Genomic DNA, 21,514 nt, shown 5'->3' with positions numbered 1-21,514 from the left:
CGCTTACTGTCGTTTCACACCGTTCTTTCTTTTTAGTGCATACATACAATTGCTATCGAGTCCTTTGGTTCTCATGTAAGCCAGCGGAATAGATAAATTTTTTGAGAAGATATGCAGATCAGGAATATAGAGGGGGAGAAAAGCATGACCGAAAATCTTATTGTAGGACTTTTATTTATCATTCTTTCTCTAGGCACATTATTCATGATTTTGATGATGATTGGAGGAGTCTTTTCCTTTCTTCCATAGACAATTATAATCAACTTTCCTCATGTCTTTCCACACATTAACTCCTTACAGTAATCATCATTAACTTATCGGGTTTCATCCTGATTAATCAAATCCCAAAAGGGCAGAGCGGCTTAGTTAGCTGATCTGCTTTTTTTGTTTGTCGAACGAGTCAAAATTAAATCAACATATGTATTCCACTTAATAACTCGACACATCTTCATTCAATCGAGAGGCATCATAATCGGTGACTCGGACAACTTGAATTTGCGCTCAAAGGTTCATCTATGCGGATGGCTCTATGTTTCTATAAAGTTGTGTTTTATAGACTGCAGGAGTAAAATTCAAGTAAATACCAAAGATATGAGGGAAGGCTTTTCGTTGAGTCGTTTGAAACAGGGGACAAGCGTATTCCGTAAAGCAGAAATAACACTACATGAAGGAGGAAATGCCATGTTTAAATGGCGGAAATTATCAACTCCTGTTCTAGTATTAACGATGATCACTGGTTTGCTTTTAACAGGATGTAAAGGCGAGGATTCTCAACCTAATGATCGTACTAAAAAGGCAGAAGAGAGGGTAAAGATTACCTTTTGGGATGATAATGCGGGACCACAGCGTACACCCATCTGGGAAGAATTGATTAATAGATTTGAATCGGAAAATCCAGCTATTGATGTGGAGTATGTTGGTTTGCCTAAAGATTATGCAAAGTCAAAGTTTGACGCTGCGATTGCCGCTGAAGATACGCCTGATGTAGCCAGTGTCTATACCAGTTGGCTTCCTGAATTTTCACATCGAGATGCACTGTTGCCTCTGGATTCTTATTTTGAGAATTGGAATGAAAAGGACGAAATAAACAAAGAAGTGATTGAGTTTAATAAGAGAATTGTACATGATAAAAAGTTATATGGCATTCCGTATACGCAAAACCTCGATATCCTTTGGATTCGTTCCGATTGGTTTAAAGAAGCCAATGTAAAAACTCCTGAAACATGGAAGGAATTCTTCGCTGCTGTAGAGATTCTAACAGATCAATCAAAAGGGCGATATGGCTATACAATCCGGGGAGGTGGCGGAGGATCGTTCCAATTACAAAGAATGATGTATGCTTATTCAGGAATTGAGAATTACATTGAAGATGGGAAAAGCACTATTAATGATCCAAAACATGTTGAATTCCTAAAAAGATATTTTGAAATGTATCAAAAGTATACCCCTAAAAGTGATATCACGAACGATTATAAAGCTATGATTGCTAATTTCGATACGGGGGTTGCTGCGATGGTCCAGCACAATATTGGTTCCTTTGCTGAGCATAGCGAAGGATTAACACTTGACCAATTTGAGGCTGTTCCATTGCCGAAATCCATCAACGGACAGTATGTGGCAGAGGGAGGGAACACAATCGGGATCAGTGTTTTTAAAGGAACCCAACATCCTGATGAAGCATGGGAATTTGTTCGGTTCGTCAATTCAAAAGAAGCGCAGAATTTATGGAATCAAACGGCAGGACAAATTCCAACCCATTTAGATGTACTTGATGAAAAATGGGTCAAAGAATCTCCGCATATTCAGATTTCTGCACAAGTCTATGATGATCCCAATACGATTATTTATGAACCGCCATTCTATCTTCCGGAATATCGAACAATCCTCAATACTATAGTGGATCCAGGTATCCAAGAGGTGTTAAGCGGGAAAACGACCGTAGAGGATTTTCTGGATGAGTGGGCAAATTCGATAGAAACGGCTCAAAAGCAATATGAGGAACCACTTAGTGATTAGTCGTTTCTACATCCAATTTTAAGCAAGGAAGGCCCAAACAATCTTAAAGCTTAACTGTATCTTCTCCATTATTTTTAGAAACCTGTGCTGGAATAAAGAGTTGATCGCCTTTTCTTACTTTTTGACGATCTTCACCCGTTTGAACCGCTGCGTTTCCAGAAGGGAATGTTTTTCTAAGCGGATCGTCGTATAGTCAGTAGGCCCCTGAATCTCCACTAACAAGCAGCCCGCTCCGATTGCATGGGGAGTGCCTGCTTCAACAAGAAATTCAACGTCATTTCCTCCTTCTTTTTTGTCTCTCCATTTAAATTTTAGGTGAATGCGCTTTCTGAAATAATTAAAAATTTTAAGATGAATGAGCAAAATTTTAAGGTAAATGGAAAGTTGGATTGAGAGTGGAGAGACATTGAATTACACTATTTTTACCTTTGCAAGATTTAGGGATTCTCTCTAAGGATAGCGTTAACATAAAAAAAGGAGGATGTTGATATGAAAAAGTATGTCATTTGCGGCGTTAGTAACCGGGCATTACAAATGTTTATCGGTCCAATTATAAGCGACTTTTCAAAAGGAAATGAGATTGTGGGTTTACTAGATTCCGACCCTTATCGCTTTACCGTATGTACAGAAAAATATCCACTCCTAGAACAAGTTCCAACGTTTTCCCCAGAGCAATTTGAAACAATGATTGACCAAACAAAGCCGGACTATGTGATTGTTGCGGGGAGGGATGATACCCATGTTGATTACATTCTAAGAGCGTTACGAAAGCAGGTTAATGTGATCACAGAAAAACCAATGGTGACAACTGCACAAGATGCCTGTAAAGTCATGCAGGCTGAAGCAGAAAGTGAGGCAAGCGTCATTGTCACGTTTAACTATCGATACAGTCCATTCCATCGGAAGATTAAAGAGATGATTCTTGAAGGAAAAGTCGGCAGAATTACGTCCGTTGATTTAAATTGGTATATTGATACGTTCCATGGCTCTAGTTATTTTAGGAGATGGAACCGAAATCGGAACATTTCAGGAGGGTTGTCGATTCATAAATCAACTCATCACTTTGATCTTGTGAATTGGTGGTTAGATCAAAAACCTGAAGAAGTATTTGCTTATGGAAACTTACATTATTTCGGTCCGGACGGAGAATTAAATCCTCAAAAGGAACCGAGTCGCTTTTGCGGAACATGTGATGTTCAAAGGAACTGTGCCTATTATAGGCGTTGGAATCCATGCAGCGGTTCCAATCGTGTGAGGGATGACCATCTTTTGGCAGGGGTTTATGAGGACATTCCTTATACGAATTACAGACCTGATGCATGTATTTACGATGAAGAGATTAGCATTGAAGATACGTATGTGGCTGCGGTGAAATATGATGGGGGGAGTTTACTAAGCTATTCAATTAATTTCTCCGCTCCATACGAGGGATACCGTCTCGCTATCAATGGAACAAAAGGAAGGATTGAGACAACTGAATTTCACGAGCCATCAAGAATTCACTTTAACTATCCGGCACAAACAATCGATTATTTTCCGCTTTTTGGCGCGAAAGAAACGATTGAACTCGTGCAAAATCCTGGAGGCCACGGAGGCGGAGATCCTATCTTACTAGAAGATCTTTTCCTTGGTCCTGATTCGGCACGGAACTATCCAATTTTAGCCGGCTCAGAAGCGGGTGCTTATTCCATTGCTGTTGGGGAAGGTGTATGGCGATCTGTGCGAGAAGGAAAGCCAATGAATATAAAAGAGCTTTTATATCATCCAGAGAAAGTCATGAACAATTCTACTAATTAAAAGGGAAGAATTTTAATAAAACATACGAAATTCCTTATTCAAGGACGACTCGTATGTTTTTTTTGCTGTAAAAAATGGGGTAAAAATAAATTTCCTAAAATATCTTAAAATTTTAATCAATCATCTTAAAATCTTTAATTATTAAAGAAACCGTTTTCATTTACAATTGGAATCAGAAAGGAGGAAACTAAATGAGTTATTCACAAGGATTTCCTGAAACAGCTGTAAACAGTAAAAAGGTGGTTCATAAAAAGAAAATAAAGAAAGATAAATGGGTACCTTATCTTTTTATTTTGCCATCATTTCTCATTATTTTAAGTTTTCTGTTTTACCCGATTGCGACTGTATTCTACTATAGCCTTCAAAACTATGACATATCTGCACCATACTACAATAGCTTTGCAGGTCTTGATAACTTTGTACAAATCTTTACACAAGACCAAATGTTTGTCCCAAGTTTAATCAATAGTTTGAAATGGGTTGTATCAGAAGTCGGTCTTCAATTAACGTTTGGGATGATTTTGGCTTTATTGCTGAATCAAACTTTCAAATTTAGAGGGCTGGCACGAGCAGTTGCCTTTATTCCTTGGGCAATCTCGGGGGTACTTGCTTCCGTTATGTGGTCAATGATGTTCAACGAACATATGGGTGTTCTTAATGACATGCTTATGAAATGGGGAATCATTAACGAACCGATGGCATTTCTAGCAAGTACATCTACTGCTTTTGGAGCCGTGGTGATCGCTGAATTATGGAGGGGAATTCCTTTCTTTGCGATTACTCTATTAGCTTCCTTACAAAGTATTCCGAACGAATTATATGAAGCAGCGCGAGTGGATGGTGCAAGCAGATGGAAATCATTTATTTACGTCACTCTGCCGCAACTAAAAAATACGATTGTGTTAACCACATTATTACGGGTCGTTTGGGAATTTAATAACGTCGATCTTCTATTCAACTTAACAGGCGGCGGTCCTGCCCATTCAACGACCACACTAACGATGTATATTGCTGATTTAGCTGTACATGGAAGCAATTTCGGTTATGGTTCAGCATTAACGGTTGTTTCATTTGGTATTCTATTAGTCTTTGCCATCCTTTATTTGAAGCTATCACGTTATGAAAAGGAGTGACTTGAAGGATGTTTTCCAAAAATAAAAAATTAGACAAAATCTTAACTCTATATCTGCCTCTCGCGTTAATGCTTAGTTTTACCTTGTTTCCAATCTATTGGACAATCAATACAGCATTGAAACCGGAAGGAGATATTATCAAGCGGCCGCTGCAATACATGCCAGCCAATCCAACAGTTGAAAACTTTGTATATGCCTGGAACAATATCGGATTTGCCACATTCTTTAAAAATAGCCTAATCGTCGGAATTTGTACGATTATCATTGTTCTTATTTGCTCTACTTTATCTGGTTACGCTCTGTCCAGATACAAATTCGCAGGGAAAAAGGGTTTCATGCTGATGCTGTTATGTACTCAGTTCATCCCGCGAGCGATGATGATCATTCCATTATTTATCATTTTTAAAAATTTAGGATTAATTAGTCATCCGCTTTCGCTGATCATTACGTATACAGCAGTTGAGATTCCGTTTACAACGATTCTTATGGCAGGATTCATCTCAAATGTTCCAAAGGAATTGGAAGAAGCGGCCATGATTGATGGGTGTTCAAAATTGCAGTCCTTGCGCTATGTCGTCTTTCCATTACTGCTGCCAGGGATTGTAGCAACAGGAGTATTTACGTTCATTTATACTTGGAATGAATTTTTACTGGCCTTGATGCTGACCAATCAACAATCCAAGTTCACCCTTCCTGTCGGATTAAGTTCAATGATGGGAGAATTTAACGTCAACTATGGAGCATTGGCAGCTGGAAGTGTGATTGCTTTAATTCCTGCAGTTATATTATTTGCCTACGCACAGAAGCACCTTGTCAATGGAATGGGTGGAGCTGTCAAAGGCTAATTTTGTAATAAATGAATGATGAAAAAGATTAAGGGGGTAACATCATGTTTATGAAAAAGAGAAAATGCACACATTCCGTTTTAGCACTTTCAATGGCTTCAGGGTTTCTGCTTGCTGGTTGCAGCGGCGGGGATGAAACATCTTCGACACCAAAAGATTCAGGAAGCAAGTCAGATGAGCCTGTGAAGATTACGTTCTGGGATGAGAATGCAGGACCAGAACGCACACCGCTATGGGAAGAAGTGATTAAACAGTTCGAAGAAGAAAATCCAAGTATTGACGTGGAGTATGTAGGGATTCCGAATAAGTCGGCTAAATCTAAATATGATGCGGCCATTGCGGCAAATGATACTCCGGACGTCGGATCTGTTCAAACAACATGGCTGCCAGAATTCTCTATGCGTGAAGCGTTACTTCCTCTTGATGAGTATTATGAAGGTTCTGAATTAAAGGATAAAATGAATGCAAACGCGATCGAGTTTAATAAGAAAATGACACAAGATGACAAACTGTATGGGCTTCCATATGCTCAAAACTTAGATACAATCTGGATTCGTACAAATTGGTTTGAGGAAGCAGGGGTAAAAGAACCAGAAACATTTGATGAATTCTTTACAGCGATCGAAAAAATGACGGATAAGGATAACGGCCGCTATGGATATACCATCCGCGGCGGTGCAGGCGGATCTTTCCAGTTGCAGCGTTTAATGTTTGCTTATAGCGGTTTAGATTACTTTGGGAAAGATGGCAAAGTAAATATCAATGACCCTAAACATGTAGAATTCGTTGAGAAATATCTATCCTACTACGAAAAATTCACTCCAAAGAGTGATATCACAAATGGTTATAAGGAAATGATTGCAGGCTTCGATACGGGTGTTGTTGCCATGGTACACCACAATGTTGGTTCTTACGGTGAACACAAGAAGTCATTAGAAGAAGGTACATTTAAGACGCTTCCGCTGCCTAAGACAGCGGATGGTCAATATGTCGCCGAAGGTGGAAACGCTGTCAATGTGGCACTCTTCAAGGGTTCTGAACATCCTGATGCTGCTTGGAAATTTGCCGAGTTTGTTAACTCTGAAGAAGCACAGAGCTTATGGAATGAAGCTACTGGTCAAATCCCAACCAACTCCGATGTATTGGATGATGAGTGGGTACAAAATTCACAGCATATCAAGGTAGCGTTTGAAGTGTACGAAAACCCTGAAACAAAGCTTTACGAACCGCCATTCTACTTGCCAGATTATCGTTCGATTCTTGATAATTTAGTAGACCCTGGCATCCAACAAGTGATGAGCGGCCAAAAGACCGCCAAAGAATTTTTAGATGAATGGGCAAAGGCAATTGCAGATTCAAAAGCAAAATATGATAAGACGTTTAAGAAATAAGAACGAACGTAAACTTCATTCAGTGGAGGATTGTCTCCACTGAATGAACTATGGAAAAGCTTCATCTACAAAATCTCGGTATATTTTGGCAGTTACATTCACCTGCTTTTGGGGGACTGCGAGTTCATATGGGAGAAAACAAACGGGCAAGCAAAGATTCAGCCCAATCATGTCAATATAAGTAAAATCTCTTTCAAGAAAAGGGGAATGAACAATGGGAAAGACAACAGAAAAAATCGCAACTGAAACTCCATTATTGATGGCAGAAAAGGCATGTCAAGCTTTAATGCAAACATTTCGTGCCGAAGAACTGCCGCCTGTCCATGATTTTCACTACCATCAAGGTGTATTTCTGTATGGAATGTACAGAGTCTATCAAGCAACAGGTAAAAAAGAATATTTTGATTATATTAAAGCCTATTTCGATCATTTAATTGATGAGCATGGAAATGTGCGCTTCGCGAGAGATGAGCTTGACTCAACAATGGCAGGAATTCTGCTGTTTCCATTATATGAAGAAACAAAAGACCCAAGGTATATGATTGCGGCTAAGCGATTAAGGAGTGCTTTAGATACGCTCAATAGAACATCAGAAAATGGCTTCTGGCATAAAGAAAAATACCCATATCAAATGTGGTTAGATGGTCTCTTTATGGGCGGACCATTCATGATTCTTTATAGCCAGCATTTCCATGAAGAAGAATTAATTCAAACGGTCCTTCTGCAAGAAAAATTAATGAGAAAACATATGACAGACGAGAAAACAGGTCTGCTTTACCATGCATGGGATGAAAAGAAGGTCCAGCCATGGGCGAATGCTGAAACAGGATGTTCACCGGAATTTTGGGGACGCTCTGTCGGCTGGTATGGCACAGCATTGATTGATTTATTAGAGCTTTTAGGAGATCGAAAGCGAGGACAAGAGCAGTTAATTCAATCGCTTCAAAGCTTCATTCCAGCGATTGTTCACTTCCAAGATGACAAAACGGGTTTATGGCATCAGATTGTTGATAAAGGCGGCCTTGAAGACAACTGGTTAGAATCCTCTTGTTCTGCATTATTCCTTTATTTCATCGCGAAAGGAATTCAGCATGGCTATGTAGATGACTCCTATCGTGCGGCAGCAGATAAAGCTTATAAAGGATTGTTAGAGCATATGGTGGAAGAAAAGGAATCTACACTTACTTTAAGCGGAATTTGTATTGGAACTTCGGCTGGTGTGTATGACTACTATGTGGACCGCCCAACATCTGAAAATGATTTACATGGTATAGGGGCGTTTATTTTGGGAAGTATGGCGTATTACGACCTGATAAAGGAATAACTAGAATAGAAGCTTCCATTTTATTGGAAGCTTCTATATTTATATACACTTCACTTAGTAACCCGACACTTCTTCATTCAATTGAGAGGCCTCACAATGGGTCATCCAGACAACTTGAATTACCTTCAAAGGTTCATCTATGGGGATGGCACCAGCCCTAAAAGGGGGTGTCAGCCGCTTGAGTCTAGAAAATTGGGTATGGCCGTTTTTTGGTCATGTCGAATTTTCTACATCAATCTATATAGTTACACAATGTAATGAAAATTCAATATATTCGGAATCGGATAGAAAATTTTATTTACCGCTTACATCATATCGGTTATTGTTTAAATAGGGGAGGCAATCTTCTATCTTGTTTCTATTAGGAGAGCGTACATGATGGTAAAGAAAATAAAGAACTTAATTCGGAAATATTTCTTGTACTCGATTAAATCAACGATTAACACTCTCTATTTACCTATCATTATTATTTTTATATCCATTTCTGGATGGGTGTCTTCTATGCTTGCAACCGCACAAATTGAAGAAAATGCATATAAAAATGTCAATGATACGATTTTCCAAACAAAAAATTATTTAGACTATATGCTTTCAGACGTTTTTCAGCAACTCGTTTCTGTTTCGAGCGACCCAAGGATTTTAAACTTAATCGGAACCAAGGAATCAGAAATTAAACCAGAGTATTATGTGGAGATTGATAAGAGTTTGCAGCTGGTATATTCCCGATATAACGTCATACTGGAATCCGTCCTAATTGACCTCAATCAAGGAGAATTTTTGCTTTATCATAGTGATTATACTTCGAACCCATCGGTACCGTATAATGATTATTTTAACCGATATAAGGGAAGTAAAGAGGGTTTTTATTGGAGAAATATCCATCAAGATCAAATCTTTAATACAAATGATCAAGTGATGTCAGTATTTAGATTAATTGAGAGAGGCTCCACTTCTGATAAAGGGATTATCCTATTTAATCTGCGAGATGATTATTTTGAACAAGTGTTGAACAAATCGTTAATCGGGGAAAATGGATATCTGACGCTTATTAGTCCAAACGGGAAATATGAATCTAAGGACGTTAAAACGGAATATAGGCTGGATAACAAAACGCTTTATTCCCTTCAAAATACGAAAAAAGAGAGCGGGCAATTCACTTATGAAAGCGCTGCTGGAGAAGATATGATCGTCATTTATGATACAATCCAGGCAAATGACTGGAAACTGGCAGCAGTCGTTCCTGAAAATGAAATTTTGAACAAAGTAAATTATATTAAACATTCTACTGTTTTTTTCATCTTAATGATGATTATTAGTGCCATCTTTCTAACCTCCTTCGTTGGAAAGTATATTTCAAAACCATTTGAAAAAATGGCTGAACAAATGCGCACAATGAATAAAAAGAGCCTTGAATTTTATGATGAAACGTCTGGTCCAGAAGAAATGAAAATCCTTCATAATGGGTTTAAAGAGTTATTTTATCGAATTCAAACATTGATGGACCAGATTCGGTTAGAGCAGGAGGAGAAACGGCAATTAGAATTTGCTGTTATGCATGCGCAAATCAATCCTCATTTTCTTTATAATACGCTTTATTCGATTAAAGGGTTATGTGATATGGGACTGAATAAGGATGCGAGCCAAATGGTAAGCGCTCTCTCAAGCTTTTTTCGTATCGGAATTAGTAAAGGGAAAGAAATAATTTCCATTAAGGAAGAGATCGAGCATATTGAGCATTATTTATTTATCCAGGAAATGCGTTATGGGGACGACTTCGCCTACGAAATTAACGTTGAAAATGACATTTTGCCCTATAACATTATTAAACTTTCATTGCAGCCTCTGATCGAAAACGCCATTTACCATGGAGTAAAGCAGAAACGAGGGCAAGGGAAGATTATAATAAAAGGCTATCAGACGGGAGAAGTGATACATCTGGAGGTAGCCGATAATGGGAACGGAATTGAAAAAGAAAAATTACTAGAAATTTCAAGAGAAATGGAAGCTTCCTTTCAAGAGAAAAAGAGCTTTATTGGAATTGGGCTAAAAAGTGTAAATGAACGAATTAAAATTCACTTTGGACAAGAATATGGTTTACATATATCAAGTGAACCTGGTCATGGCACAGTGGTGAGCATTCTTATTCCCAAAACAAAAGGGGAGATCAATGAAAATGTATAAAGTGATTGTTGTTGAAGATGATCGTATTATTCGTCGTGGGATTTGTCAGTCCATCAAGTGGAATGAGCATGGATTTATCGTTGCAGGGGAAGCAGGCGATGGGGAGATGGCACTCGGGTTAATCGAAAAGGAGCAGCCACAAGTCGTCATCTCGGATATTAATATGCCATTTATGGATGGCTTAGAAATGGGAAAAAAAATAAGAGAAATTAGTCCGGAAACGAGAATTATTTTTCTGACAGGCTTCGAAGATTTTAAATACGCTCATCAAGCAGTAAAACTCAAAGCATATGATTATTTATTAAAGCCGGTGGACTCAGATCAATTGCTAAGTAAAGCAAAAGAAGCAGCGGCAGATTGGGAACAGGAAACAAAAAAAGAAAAAAGAATCATCGAATCCTTGCCTTACCTTCAGCAAAAATTCTTTCAAGAGTTGATGAAGGAAGGAGTGCAGCGGATGGATGTGGAGAAGGAATTAGCAGAGCTTGGGGTTGAGTTAGAAGGACCTGAATTTGCCGCGGTACTTGTTCATTCTCCTATTGGCTTTCAGGATGAATGTAAACGAAAGCTGACAGAGGTTGCTTCTTCCTTTTTTTTACAGAGTGACTTTATTGTCATGAATATTGATCCTAATGAATACGCCATCCTTTTATCTCTGGAAGGTGAAAATGATGTAAGGAAGGGGCAGATGGCGCAAGAATTATTTCATTCTTATAATGTCCTCGAACATTCTGTAACGATTACGCTTGGGCGAACATATCCAAATTTATTTGAATTAGGCAAATCATTGCTTGAATCACGTTTAGCGATGGATCTCAGACATATTATGGGGACAGGCAGGATATTTTCTTTTGAAGATACTGTTTCAAGTAAGGAAGAAACAGAAGATCGATTAAAAGAGTTAGAGTCTGAATTAGAAATTCAAATTAAGTTAGGAATACCTGAAAAGGTGAGGGAAACGCTTAATCAATTAAATAAAGCCATTCTTGAAAAGAAGTCCGTGCCTTTGACTGATTTAAAAATCCTCGCCCTAAAGTTTAGTACGATGCTCTTTTTCGAAGTTGAAAAATGGAAAAAGGAAGAAATTAATAGTTTTAATTCATCGGATGTTTATCAAGATATCATAAAAATGGAAACCCTTTCAAAAATGATAGAGATTCTGAATCGCCTTATTCAACAATGGTGTGATGAAATGTATAAAAAAGAAGATAAGAATCATTTCAGCCATGTTGATCAAGCGATTATGTATATTAAAGATCACTTTCACGACAGCACCTTAACACTCAAAAAGGTGGCTGAATTTATCCATGTTAGTACTCCGTATTTAAGCAATTTATTTAAACTCGAAAAAGGATTTAATTTTGGAGATTTCTTGTTGGAGTTAAGGATGAAAAAGGCCATGGAAGAATTGCGTGAAGGTGATCGGAAAACGTATGAAGTTTGTGAAAAAGTCGGCTATAACAACCCTCAATATTTTAGTATTTGTTTTAAAAAATTTACCGGCTATACTCCTGCCGAGTATAAAAAGCAGTTTAAATAAAATCAAGCTTTAGAACGATGTGAAAGGGTCTGAACCTCCCGCCAAACCAATGAGTTAGGAGGATCTGACCCTTTTTTTCGTCCGATCTTTTTCGAATAATCCCACAAAGGTCTTCGTATAAGCGGCTTATACATAAAAAAGGGAACACGGGCGTTCTTTACCCGTGTTCCATTCTTTATGTGGACTTATATAATGTACAAAATCTTAAGATAATGGTTTGAGATTTTAAGATGTTTGCCAAATCAAATTGTAATCCCTTTCATGAGTTTATATACTCAACGTATAAGTTCTTATATCGCATTAATTTCTAAATGATAACCACGTTTGGGGTGACACGATGAAAAAATTTAATATATTATCAAAGCTTTCAGATGGCGGAGTTGTTGCGGTTGTTCGGGCAGACTCGCAAGAAGATGCTTTAAAGATTTCAGATGCATGCATTGAAGGCGGGATTACAGGAATTGAAGTGACTTTTACAGTCAATGGTGCCGATGAGGTCATAAAAACGTTATTGGCCCATTATGAGAATAATAGCAATGTGGTCATTGGCGCAGGCACTGTGTTGGATGTGACAACGGCACGAATCGCTATTTTGGCGGGTGCGCAGTTTGTTGTCAGCCCAAGCTTTGATGAAGAAACAGCGAAATTATGTAATCTCTATCAAATCCCTTATATGCCCGGCTGCCTGACGATAACCGAAATGAAGCGGGCACTAGAATACGGATCAGATATTATAAAACTCTTCCCCGGAAGTGGGTTTGGACCCGATTTCGTGAAGGCAGTAAAAGGCCCTCTTCCGCAAATTAATCTCATGCCTACAGGTGGAGTCGACTTAGAAAATGTCGGTCAATGGATCAAAAATGGCTGTGTCGCTGTTGGCGTCGGGGGAAATTTAGTCGCCCCGGCGAAAACAGGTGATTTTGCTAAGATTACTGAATATGCAAGAGAATATGTGAATAACGTCAAAATGGCTCGAGAGGTTTAATGATGAAAAAGATTATTACTCTAGGAGAAATGTTGCTTCGATTGTCAACGGATGTTGGAAAGCGGCTTTCCCAGGCAGACCAGCTTGATATGAACTATGGCGGCGCGGAAGCGAATGTTGGTGTATCATTATCAAGCTTTGGGTATGACGTCTATTTTGTCAGTAAAGTTCCTGATAATCCTCTTGGATTAGCCGCAGAAAGACACTTGAAAACAAACGGTGTTCGTACAGATTTTTTACTAAAAGGCGGAGGGCGGTTAGGTACGTATTATGTTGAGTCAGGTGCAGGGATTAGAAGTTCTCAAGTAACCTATGATCGAAAACATTCTAGCTTTTCACAAATGACCAGCGAAGAAATCCAGTTTGAGGACATATTTAAAGACGCTGCTCTCTTCCATATTACTGGGATTACGCCGGCTCTGTCATCTGGTTTAGTAGAGTTAACTTTACTAGCATTGCAAAAGGCAAAGGAAAATGGCGTGACAACGAGCTTTGATTTTAACTATCGCTCTAAATTATGGAGCCAGCAGGAAGCAGCAGTAACCATGAAACGGTTCCTTCCATATGTGGATATTTGCTCTTGTGGAGAATTAGATGCGATTTACTTGCTTGGAATGGAAAGAGCGCCTGATTCTTTAGACAAAGAAACTAGACTTACGTATTATTACGAAAATATTCAACAAAGGTATCCAAATATTCAATACTTTAGCTCCACATTCCGAGATGTTTTTTCCGCCTCAACAAATACCTTGCAAGGAAACCTGTTTACTGGGGGCGCTTTGTATCAGTCGAGAATTTACCAGATGGATCATATTGTCGACCGTGTAGGCGGTGGAGATGCTTTTGCTGCAGGAATGTTATACGGAATCCTTGAAGACATGCCATTTGAGGAAGCGGTTACATTTGCGACTGCAGCATCTGTCATGAAACACACGGTTCTTGGTGATTGTAACACCTTTTTACCCGAAGAGATTAAAACCTTTGCCAGTCAAGCACCTGGCAAAATTGTTCGATAAACAAATTCTGTAGGAGGAATGTTCAACATGGAAACTCGTTATGCAAACCATCCAGAAGAAATAAAAAGGTACAACACGGATGAATTAAGAAAACATTTTTTAGTGGAAACCCTTTTTGAACCAGGAAAGGTTCACTTAACGTATACACATGCCGACCGAATGATTTTTGGCGGAGTCACTCCAACAGAAGAGGAGTTAACGATCAAACTTGATAAAGAATTGGGGGTATCTTATTTCCTTGAGCGCCGTGAGTTAGGGATTATTAATATCGGAGGTGATGGATACGTCATTCTTGATGGTGTTGAGTACGATATGCAGCGTCGTGACGGTTTATATGTAAGCAGGGGGACAAAAGAAGTATGGTTCCGCTCAAGAAACCCGCAGGATCCAGCTAAGTTTTATATCAACTCCACTCCGGCACATCATACGTATCCGACCGTGAAAATCGATATTAACGAAATCAAACCACTCGAAGCCGGGGAACCAGGAACGTTAAATGAAAGAAAAATTTATCAGTATGTTCATCCAAATGTGTGTGAAAGCTGTCAGCTTCAGATGGGCTTAACGATGCTCTCTCCAGGAAGCGTTTGGAATACGATGCCATGTCATACTCATGAGCGTCGAATGGAAGTGTACTTATACTTTGATATGGAACCTGATACTCGTGTGTTCCACTTTATGGGACAACCAAATGAAACAAGACATTTAGTGATGAAAAATGAACAGGCAGCTATTTCACCAAGCTGGTCGATTCATACCGGAACAGCAACAAGCAACTATACCTTTATATGGGGAATGTGTGGGGAGAACATCACATATACAGACATGGACCACGTAAAAATGGAAGATTTACGCTAAGTAAAAGATTTCTAGATTCATAAACAAGGAGGTTCCACGAATGACGACACCATTAAACGATTTCTCATTAGACTTTTTCTCATTAGCAGGAAAGGTTGCCATTGTTACAGGAGGTAACACCGGATTAGGTCAAGGATATGCCGTTGCGCTTGCGAAAGCAGGTGCGGATCTATTTGTTGTAGCGCATGGGACCAATTGGGATGAAACAAGAGAACTAATTGAAAAAGAAGGTCGCCGCGTTGAGTTCTTTCAAGCTGATTTAACCAATCGTCAAGCGACTAAAGATATCGTTGCTGCTTGCTTACACACATACGGAAAAATTGATATTTTAGTAAACAATGCGGGAACGATCCGCCGTGCCCCTCTGCTTGAATATAAGGAAGAAGATTGGGACGCGGTCATGGAGCTCAACTTAAACTCCGTTTATTTCTTAAGTCAAGAAGTCGCGAAAGTAATGGTCGAACAAAAGAGCGGGAAAATCATTAACGTCGCCTCTATGCTATCGTTCCAAGGAGGAAAATTTGTTCCGCCATATACAGCGAGTAAACATGCGATTGCGGGGCTAACTAGATCGTTTGCCAATGAACTTGCAGAACATGGAATTCAAACGAATGCAATTGCTCCCGGGTATGTGGAGACGAAAAATACAGCGCCGATTCGTGCAGATGAAAAACGTAATGCCGAAATTCTCGCTCGTATACCTGCCGGCCGCTGGGCAACTCCGGCAGATTTAATGGGCGTGGTTGTGTTTTTAGCAAGTCAAGCGTCTGATTATATGAATGGTCATCTATTAGCAGTTGATGGCGGCTGGCTGGCGAGATAAAGGAAACCTCCATCGGGTGGGGTTTTCCTGCCCGTTAATGCGGGATAAATAAATTGAAAAGGGTCTGGTTCAATCAGGCCTTCTCTTTTTTTAGAACAGGAGGGAGAAAAGGTGAGCGTAAAGATTGGAATTAGAGCTCATGATATCGCAAACCTTCCGTTGGAGGGGTTAGTAAGCGAGATTTCCAGTAAAGGCTTAACCGCTGTTCAGTTAGCGCTAGGGAAGTCATTTAAAGAGATGAATACCTCATTAGGCAGTTTGAGTCCTGGATTAGCTCATCACATTGGGAGTTCATTTAAGCAAAAAGGGATTCAAATTGCGATTTTAGGTTGTTATATCAACATGATTCACCCAGATCAGCATACGAGAAGAAAGGAACTCGATCGCTTCAAGGAGCATATTCGGTTTGCAAGAGATTTTGGCTGCAGCATTGTTGGGACCGAGACAGGAAATGTGAATCCGGACATTGTGTATACAGACGAAAATTTTAAGGAACAGCCTTTCCTTGAAGTAGTCGAAAGTGTTAAAGAACTTGTGGAAGAAGCAGAGAAATTTGGTGTGATGGTTGGAATTGAAGGGGGGATTAATCACCCGATCCATACACCACAACGGATGAAACGTTTACTTGATGAAATTCCTTCCAATCACCTTCAAGTCATCTATGACCCTGCTAATTTTATCTCAATGGATAATTATCAACATCAAGAAGAGGTCATCCAAGAAGCGGTAGAGCTGTTTGGAGATAAAATGATCGCGCTGCATGCAAAAGATTTTATTATTAAAGATAATTGGGTCAAAATCGTACCTGTCGGACAAGGATTATTGAATTATGATGCCGTTTTTAAGAGCATAAAACAGAAAAAACCTTTTCTAAACGTTCTTATGGAGGGGACAAGAGAACCTTATATCGATGGAAGTATGATTTATTTGAAGGAAAAATACGAGAATGCTTATTAGAAAGATTTACCCCGCATTAACGGGCAGTAGGGCCCCCACTAATGGAAGTTTCCTTTACAACAAAATGTTAGCGTTCACATTTTTGGAAAAATAACGCGACCTCTAAAAAATAGAGAAAGCTGGTGTTCATATGCGAAATTTCATGGATGAAAATTTTTTATTAAACAATGAAACCTCCGTTACTTTATATCACGAGTATGCAAAGGATATGCCAATTATTGACTATCATTGCCATTTAAGCCCCAAGGAGATTTACGAGAATAAAACATTCAAAAATATAACGGAAATCTGGTTATATGGTGATCATTATAAATGGCGCTTAATGAGAGCGAATGGAATTGACGAGGAATATATCACAGGCAATGCCAGCGATTACGATAAGTTCCTCGCATGGGCTCGAACGGTTCCAATGACCATTGGAAATCCAGTATTCAACTGGGCTCACTTAGAACTGCAAAGATTTTTTGGAATAGATGACCTCTTAAATGAAGAAACTGCCCCTGCCATTTGGGAAAAGGTGAATGCATTATTAAATAGTGATGGTTTCGGCGCAAGGGATTTTATTCAAAAGTCAAATGTTCGGGTCGTATGCACGACCGATGACCCGGTTGATAGCCTTGAGTATCATTTGCGCTTGCAAGAAGAAGCTGGTTTTGATGTGAAGGTTTTACCTAGCTTCCGCCCGGATAAAGGGCTTGAAATCAACCGTGACGGTTATCTAAATTGGGTGAAAACACTCGAGGGAGTTTCACAAATTCAGATTAATCGTTATGATGACTTCCTTCAGGCGCTTGAGTCAAGAGTTCGGTTTTTCCATTCCACAGGCGGCAGAGTCTCGGATCATGCAATCGATACGATGATGTATGCAGACACAACGCTGGAAGAAGCGGCACGGATTTTTGAAGAAGCTTTACAAGGTAAAAAAGTTTCCTATGAAGATGAAAAGAAGTACAAAAGCTTTACATTGAGATTCTTAGGAAAGCTGTATGCCGAATTAGGCTGGGCTATGCAGTTCCATATTAACGCGCTACGTAATAACAACGAAAGAATGTTTACTGTTTTAGGACCGGATACGGGCTATGATTCGATCAATGATGAAGAAATCGCCAAACCATTGGTGCAGCTATTAAATTCAATGGATCAAAACCATGCACTGCCGAAAACGATTATTTATTCTTTAAATCCGAAAGATAATAACGTAATTGCTGCCGTGATTGGAAGCTTCCAAGGAGGAGGAATTCCGGGGAAAATCCAGTTTGGTACCGCTTGGTGGTTTAACGATAATAAGTCAGGAATGCTTGAGCAAATGCAGTCCTTATCCAATATGGGTCTTTTTAGCCGCTTTATTGGCATGCTGACTGACTCTAGAAGTTTCTTATCCTATACAAGACATGAATATTTTAGAAGACTAATATGCTATCTAATTGGTGAATGGGTAGAAAATGGAGAAGTTCCGAATGACCCTGAATTTTTAGGTGAAATCGTTCAAGGAATTTCCTACCATAATGCAAAAGAATACTTTCAATTTGACTAAAGAGCAACAGGCTAAGAGGCTATCGGAAATGCGGTGAAAATATAGATCGGTTCATGAGGAGGGTGTTCGTGGAAAAACTAAATAAGCAATTCGTGGAAAATTACCAAAAACGTCCGGAGAAAGTCTTGCAATTCGGGCAAGGAAATTTTTTAAGGGCTTTTATTGATTGGCAAATCAATGTACTAAACGAAAAGACAGACTTTAATGGCAGTGTGGTCGTCGTTCAGCCGCGCGGGCAAGGGGCGGTTGAAAAATTAAATGAACAGGATGGGTTGTTTACCCTTTATTTACAAGGGATAAAAGAAGGCAAACCTGTCAAGGAGCATTCAACGATTAGTTGTATTAGTCGAGGCTTAAATCTCTTTCAACAATATGATGAATATTTGCAGCTAGCTCATAATCCTGAGCTTCGGTTTATTTTTTCCAACACAACAGAAGCCGGAATTGCCTTTGACGAGAATGATCAATTAACAGATCGACCTCAACAGAGTTTTCCAGGAAAACTTACAGTCTTTTTATATGAACGCTATCAGGCTTTTGGAGGGGAAATGGATAAAGGCTTGATTATCATTCCTTGTGAACTGATTGATCGGAATGGGGAAAAATTAAGGGAATTGGTCTTAAAGTATGCAGAATTATGGAGTCTGGAAGCAGGGTTTTTGGACTGGATTTATGAAGGAAATACTTTCTGTAACACACTTGTGGATCGAATTGTTCCAGGGTTCCCTACGGAATCAATCGATGAGATCACAGCAGAGCTTGGCTACATAGACGAGTTCGTCGTTGTCGGTGAGCACTTTCACCTGTTAGTCATTGAAGGGCCGCAATGGATTCGTGAAGAGTTTCCAGCTCATCTGGCAGGGCTGAATACTTTATTTGTTGATGACATGACTCCTTATCGGACAAGGAAAGTCCGCATCTTAAATGGTGCCCATTCAGCGATGACTCCTGTTTCCTATTTATATGGTCTTAACACGGTAGCCGAGGCAATTGACCATGAAGTCATTGGAACGTTCGTGAAAGAGCTGATTTATGATGAAATTATTCCAGCACTGGATCTCCCGGATGATGAATGTCGTTCATTTGCAGATGCAGTGATTGAAAGATTTAGGAATCCATATATGCAGCACTTCCTGTTAAGTATTTCACTAAATTCTGTGTCTAAATTTAAAACAAGAGATGTACCATCCTTGTTGGAATATGTGAACCGTAAAAAAGCATTGCCGAAAAAACTAGTCTTCTCACTAGCTGCGCTCATTACCTTTTATAAGGGAAAAAGAGACGACGAGGAAATCGAACTTTCCGATATCCCTGAGGTACTTGAATTGTTTAAGGTACAGTGGAGTCAAGCTAATGGCAGTCTAGAAAGCATCAGGGGAGTTGTCAAAAGTGTATTAGGCTGCGAAAGGATTTGGGATATCGACCTAAACACTGTACCCGAATTAACAGACGAGGTGACAAAAAATCTATTTGAGATCGAAACAAAGGGGATGAAACAGGCCGTTGAAGCCGTATTGAGGCAAAAGACAGCCAACTAATAGGGGGAATGTTCATGTTGGATTTCATCCAGTTACATGATCACGATAATGTAGTTGTGGCACTAAAAGATTTGCCAAAAGGCCAAACACTGACCATTAAAGGGGAAACCATCGAACTAAAGGAATCGATTAAAAGAGGTCATAAGCTGGCAATCAAAGATTTTTCTATCGATGACCATATTATGAAATATGGATATCCAATTGGCCGCGCAATCACAGCGATTTCGATAGGAGAACATATTCATACCCATAATACAAAAACAACTTTGGATGGAATTCAGGAATATCAATTCCATCCAAAGTTAAACAGCAATCCTTATGAACATAAAAACCTTACGTTTAATGGCTACAAAAGAAAGAATGGAAATGCAGGGATTCGAAACGAATTGTGGATTGTACCAACCGTTGGCTGTGTGAATGGGGTTGCAGAACGGATGATGAAGCTTTTTGAAAAAGAAGTGGGCGATATTCACCCGTTTGAAAACGTTCTTGTGCTAAAACATAATTATGGATGCTCACAATTAGGAGACGATCATGAAAACACGAGAAAAATTTTAAGAGATGCAGTGCTCCATCCAAATGCCGGCGGTGTCCTCGTTTTAGGGTTAGGCTGTGAAAACAACAACTTATATGAGTTTAAGGATGCTCTTGGAGAATATGATAAGGATCGTGTAAAGTTTTTAGTTTCGCAAGAAGTGACCGACGAAATAGAAGCAGGGGTTGAATTATTAAAAGAAATTTATCAAGCTGCTAAAAACGATAAGCGCGAACCAGTGCCATTATCTGAGCTAAAGGTTGGGTTGAAGTGCGGCGGTTCGGATGGTTTTTCAGGGATCACGGCGAATCCATTGCTTGGCAGGTTCTCAGATTTCCTTGTTGCTCAAGGAGGGACGACGGTGCTGACAGAGGTTCCGGAAATGTTTGGCGCGGAAACGATTCTTATGGAGCGGGCTGCGGGCTTTGACGTTTTTGAAAAAACGGTTGAATTAATTAATGAATTTAAAGGATATTTTATTGAAAATAAACAACCAGTCTATGAAAATCCTTCACCAGGAAACAAAGCAGGCGGAATTACGACATTGGAGGACAAATCTCTAGGATGTACGCAGAAAGCGGGCACTTCAACTGTAACAGATGTTCTTAAATATGGAGAAATCCTTAAAGAAAAAGGGTTAAACCTCTTGAGTGCACCCGGAAACGATTTGGTTGCCTCTTCTGCTCTGGCTGCAGCCGGCTGTCAAATGGTGCTATTTACAACAGGGCGGGGAACACCATTCGGATCATTTGTGCCAACGGTGAAAATTTCAACGAATACTCAGCTTTTTGAAACAAAGCCGCACTGGATTGATTATAATGCCGGAGTATTGCTAGAGAAGGAATCTAATGTTGTATTAGACGATTTTATCGAGTATATCATCAGGGTAGCGAGCGGAGAGCTTGTGAATAATGAGAAAAATGATTTTAGGGAAATTGCCATTTTTAAAACGGGAGTTACTTTATAAGAGTGATATGAGTGTAAAGCATGATCTCGTTCGAAGCGCTCGAAGAGAATTCTATTATTTTAGATGTTTTTACC

The 21,514-nt window shown here is 39.4% G+C and carries 16 protein-coding genes; all 16 read left to right on the top strand.

Features of this window, described 5'->3' with window-relative positions:
- Positions 1 to 681 precede the first annotated feature (681 nt).
- The 16 genes from BK575_RS17110 (at position 682) to BK575_RS17030 (ending at position 21,440) form a co-directional block, all read left to right on the top strand.
- On the top strand, positions 682 to 2,016 hold the full coding sequence (locus BK575_RS17110; RefSeq protein WP_078411956.1) for an ABC transporter substrate-binding protein: 1,335 nt from the start codon (positions 682 to 684) through the stop codon (positions 2,014 to 2,016).
- Between the two features lie 489 nt (positions 2,017 to 2,505).
- On the top strand, positions 2,506 to 3,813 hold the full coding sequence (locus BK575_RS17100; RefSeq protein WP_078411952.1) for a Gfo/Idh/MocA family protein: 1,308 nt from the start codon (positions 2,506 to 2,508) through the stop codon (positions 3,811 to 3,813).
- A gap of 191 nt (positions 3,814 to 4,004) precedes the next feature.
- Positions 4,005 to 4,946: a carbohydrate ABC transporter permease gene (locus tag BK575_RS17095; protein ID WP_078411950.1), complete on the top strand. Its 942-nt coding sequence runs from the start codon at positions 4,005 to 4,007 to the stop codon at positions 4,944 to 4,946.
- Positions 4,947 to 4,954: 8 nt separating this feature from the next.
- Positions 4,955 to 5,791, top strand: a complete 837-nt coding sequence (locus tag BK575_RS17090) for a carbohydrate ABC transporter permease (protein WP_078411948.1) — start codon at positions 4,955 to 4,957, stop codon at positions 5,789 to 5,791.
- 44 nt (positions 5,792 to 5,835) lie between these two features.
- Positions 5,836 to 7,182, top strand: coding sequence for an ABC transporter substrate-binding protein (locus BK575_RS17085; protein WP_235867406.1), 1,347 nt, complete (start codon positions 5,836 to 5,838; stop codon positions 7,180 to 7,182).
- A 214-nt stretch (positions 7,183 to 7,396) separates the two neighbouring features.
- Complete coding sequence (locus tag BK575_RS17080) at positions 7,397 to 8,506, top strand: glycoside hydrolase family 88/105 protein (protein WP_078411946.1); 1,110 nt, start codon at positions 7,397 to 7,399, stop codon at positions 8,504 to 8,506.
- Positions 8,507 to 8,881: 375 nt separating this feature from the next.
- Positions 8,882 to 10,687, top strand: coding sequence for a sensor histidine kinase (locus BK575_RS17075; RefSeq protein ID WP_235867405.1), 1,806 nt, complete (start codon positions 8,882 to 8,884; stop codon positions 10,685 to 10,687).
- Positions 10,674 to 12,227 (top strand): response regulator, encoded by a 1,554-nt coding sequence (locus BK575_RS17070; protein ID WP_235867404.1) that lies wholly within the window; start codon positions 10,674 to 10,676, stop codon positions 12,225 to 12,227. The genes BK575_RS17075 and BK575_RS17070 overlap by 14 nt, the downstream gene beginning before the upstream one ends.
- 337 nt (positions 12,228 to 12,564) lie before the next feature.
- Positions 12,565 to 13,212 carry a bifunctional 4-hydroxy-2-oxoglutarate aldolase/2-dehydro-3-deoxy-phosphogluconate aldolase gene (locus BK575_RS17065; RefSeq protein WP_078411944.1) on the top strand — a complete coding sequence of 216 codons (648 nt, stop codon included), beginning with the start codon at positions 12,565 to 12,567 and terminating at the stop codon, positions 13,210 to 13,212.
- On the top strand, positions 13,212 to 14,228 hold the full coding sequence (locus BK575_RS17060; RefSeq protein ID WP_328589518.1) for a sugar kinase: 1,017 nt from the start codon (positions 13,212 to 13,214) through the stop codon (positions 14,226 to 14,228). Before BK575_RS17065 ends, BK575_RS17060 begins: the two co-directional genes overlap by 1 nt.
- Positions 14,229 to 14,255: 27 nt before the next feature.
- The gene (gene kduI, locus BK575_RS17055; protein ID WP_078411940.1) at positions 14,256 to 15,086 is read left to right on the top strand and encodes a 5-dehydro-4-deoxy-D-glucuronate isomerase; all 831 of its coding nucleotides are present in this window, start codon (positions 14,256 to 14,258) and stop codon (positions 15,084 to 15,086) included.
- A 40-nt stretch (positions 15,087 to 15,126) separates the two neighbouring features.
- Entirely contained in the window at positions 15,127 to 15,909 is a 783-nt protein-coding gene (kduD, locus tag BK575_RS17050; protein WP_078411938.1) for a 2-dehydro-3-deoxy-D-gluconate 5-dehydrogenase KduD, read from the top strand.
- A 111-nt stretch (positions 15,910 to 16,020) separates the two neighbouring features.
- Positions 16,021 to 16,866, top strand: coding sequence for a sugar phosphate isomerase/epimerase family protein (locus tag BK575_RS17045; RefSeq protein WP_078411925.1), 846 nt, complete (start codon positions 16,021 to 16,023; stop codon positions 16,864 to 16,866).
- Between the two features lie 130 nt (positions 16,867 to 16,996).
- Positions 16,997 to 18,400: a glucuronate isomerase gene (gene uxaC, locus BK575_RS17040; RefSeq protein WP_078411923.1), complete on the top strand. Its 1,404-nt coding sequence runs from the start codon at positions 16,997 to 16,999 to the stop codon at positions 18,398 to 18,400.
- A 68-nt stretch (positions 18,401 to 18,468) separates the two neighbouring features.
- The gene (locus BK575_RS17035; protein WP_407984353.1) at positions 18,469 to 19,938 is read left to right on the top strand and encodes a tagaturonate reductase; all 1,470 of its coding nucleotides are present in this window, start codon (positions 18,469 to 18,471) and stop codon (positions 19,936 to 19,938) included.
- A gap of 14 nt (positions 19,939 to 19,952) precedes the next feature.
- A complete protein-coding gene (locus BK575_RS17030; RefSeq protein WP_078411919.1) occupies positions 19,953 to 21,440 on the top strand; it encodes a UxaA family hydrolase in 1,488 nt (495 codons plus the stop codon).
- Positions 21,441 to 21,514 lie beyond the last annotated feature (74 nt).

This window comes from Priestia abyssalis (assembly GCF_002019595.1).
Lineage (GTDB): Bacteria > Bacillota > Bacilli > Bacillales > Bacillaceae_H > Bacillus_BA > Bacillus_BA abyssalis.
Note: the sequence above shows the minus strand (reverse complement) of the source record. Positions and strands in the feature narration are given on the sequence as shown.

Bases quoted from the DNA above. Each gene is read 5' to 3' on its own strand.
- BK575_RS17080 (WP_078411946.1), top strand. From the start codon at position 7,397: ATGGGAAAGACAACAGAAAAAATCGCAACTGAAACTCCATTATTGATG.
- BK575_RS17110 (WP_078411956.1), top strand. From the start codon at position 682: ATGTTTAAATGGCGGAAATTATCAACTCCTGTTCTAGTATTAACGATG.
- BK575_RS17030 (WP_078411919.1), top strand. From the start codon at position 19,953: ATGTTGGATTTCATCCAGTTACATGATCACGATAATGTAGTTGTGGCA.
- BK575_RS17065 (WP_078411944.1), top strand. From the start codon at position 12,565: ATGAAAAAATTTAATATATTATCAAAGCTTTCAGATGGCGGAGTTGTT.
- uxaC (WP_078411923.1), top strand. From the start codon at position 16,997: ATGCGAAATTTCATGGATGAAAATTTTTTATTAAACAATGAAACCTCC.
- kduD (WP_078411938.1), top strand. From the start codon at position 15,127: ATGACGACACCATTAAACGATTTCTCATTAGACTTTTTCTCATTAGCA.
- BK575_RS17095 (WP_078411950.1), top strand. From the start codon at position 4,005: ATGAGTTATTCACAAGGATTTCCTGAAACAGCTGTAAACAGTAAAAAG.
- kduI (WP_078411940.1), top strand. From the start codon at position 14,256: ATGGAAACTCGTTATGCAAACCATCCAGAAGAAATAAAAAGGTACAAC.
- BK575_RS17070 (WP_235867404.1), top strand. From the start codon at position 10,674: ATGAAAATGTATAAAGTGATTGTTGTTGAAGATGATCGTATTATTCGT.
- BK575_RS17060 (WP_328589518.1), top strand. From the start codon at position 13,212: ATGATGAAAAAGATTATTACTCTAGGAGAAATGTTGCTTCGATTGTCA.
- BK575_RS17100 (WP_078411952.1), top strand. From the start codon at position 2,506: ATGAAAAAGTATGTCATTTGCGGCGTTAGTAACCGGGCATTACAAATG.
- BK575_RS17075 (WP_235867405.1), top strand. From the start codon at position 8,882: ATGATGGTAAAGAAAATAAAGAACTTAATTCGGAAATATTTCTTGTAC.
- BK575_RS17090 (WP_078411948.1), top strand. From the start codon at position 4,955: ATGTTTTCCAAAAATAAAAAATTAGACAAAATCTTAACTCTATATCTG.
- BK575_RS17085 (WP_235867406.1), top strand. From the start codon at position 5,836: ATGTTTATGAAAAAGAGAAAATGCACACATTCCGTTTTAGCACTTTCA.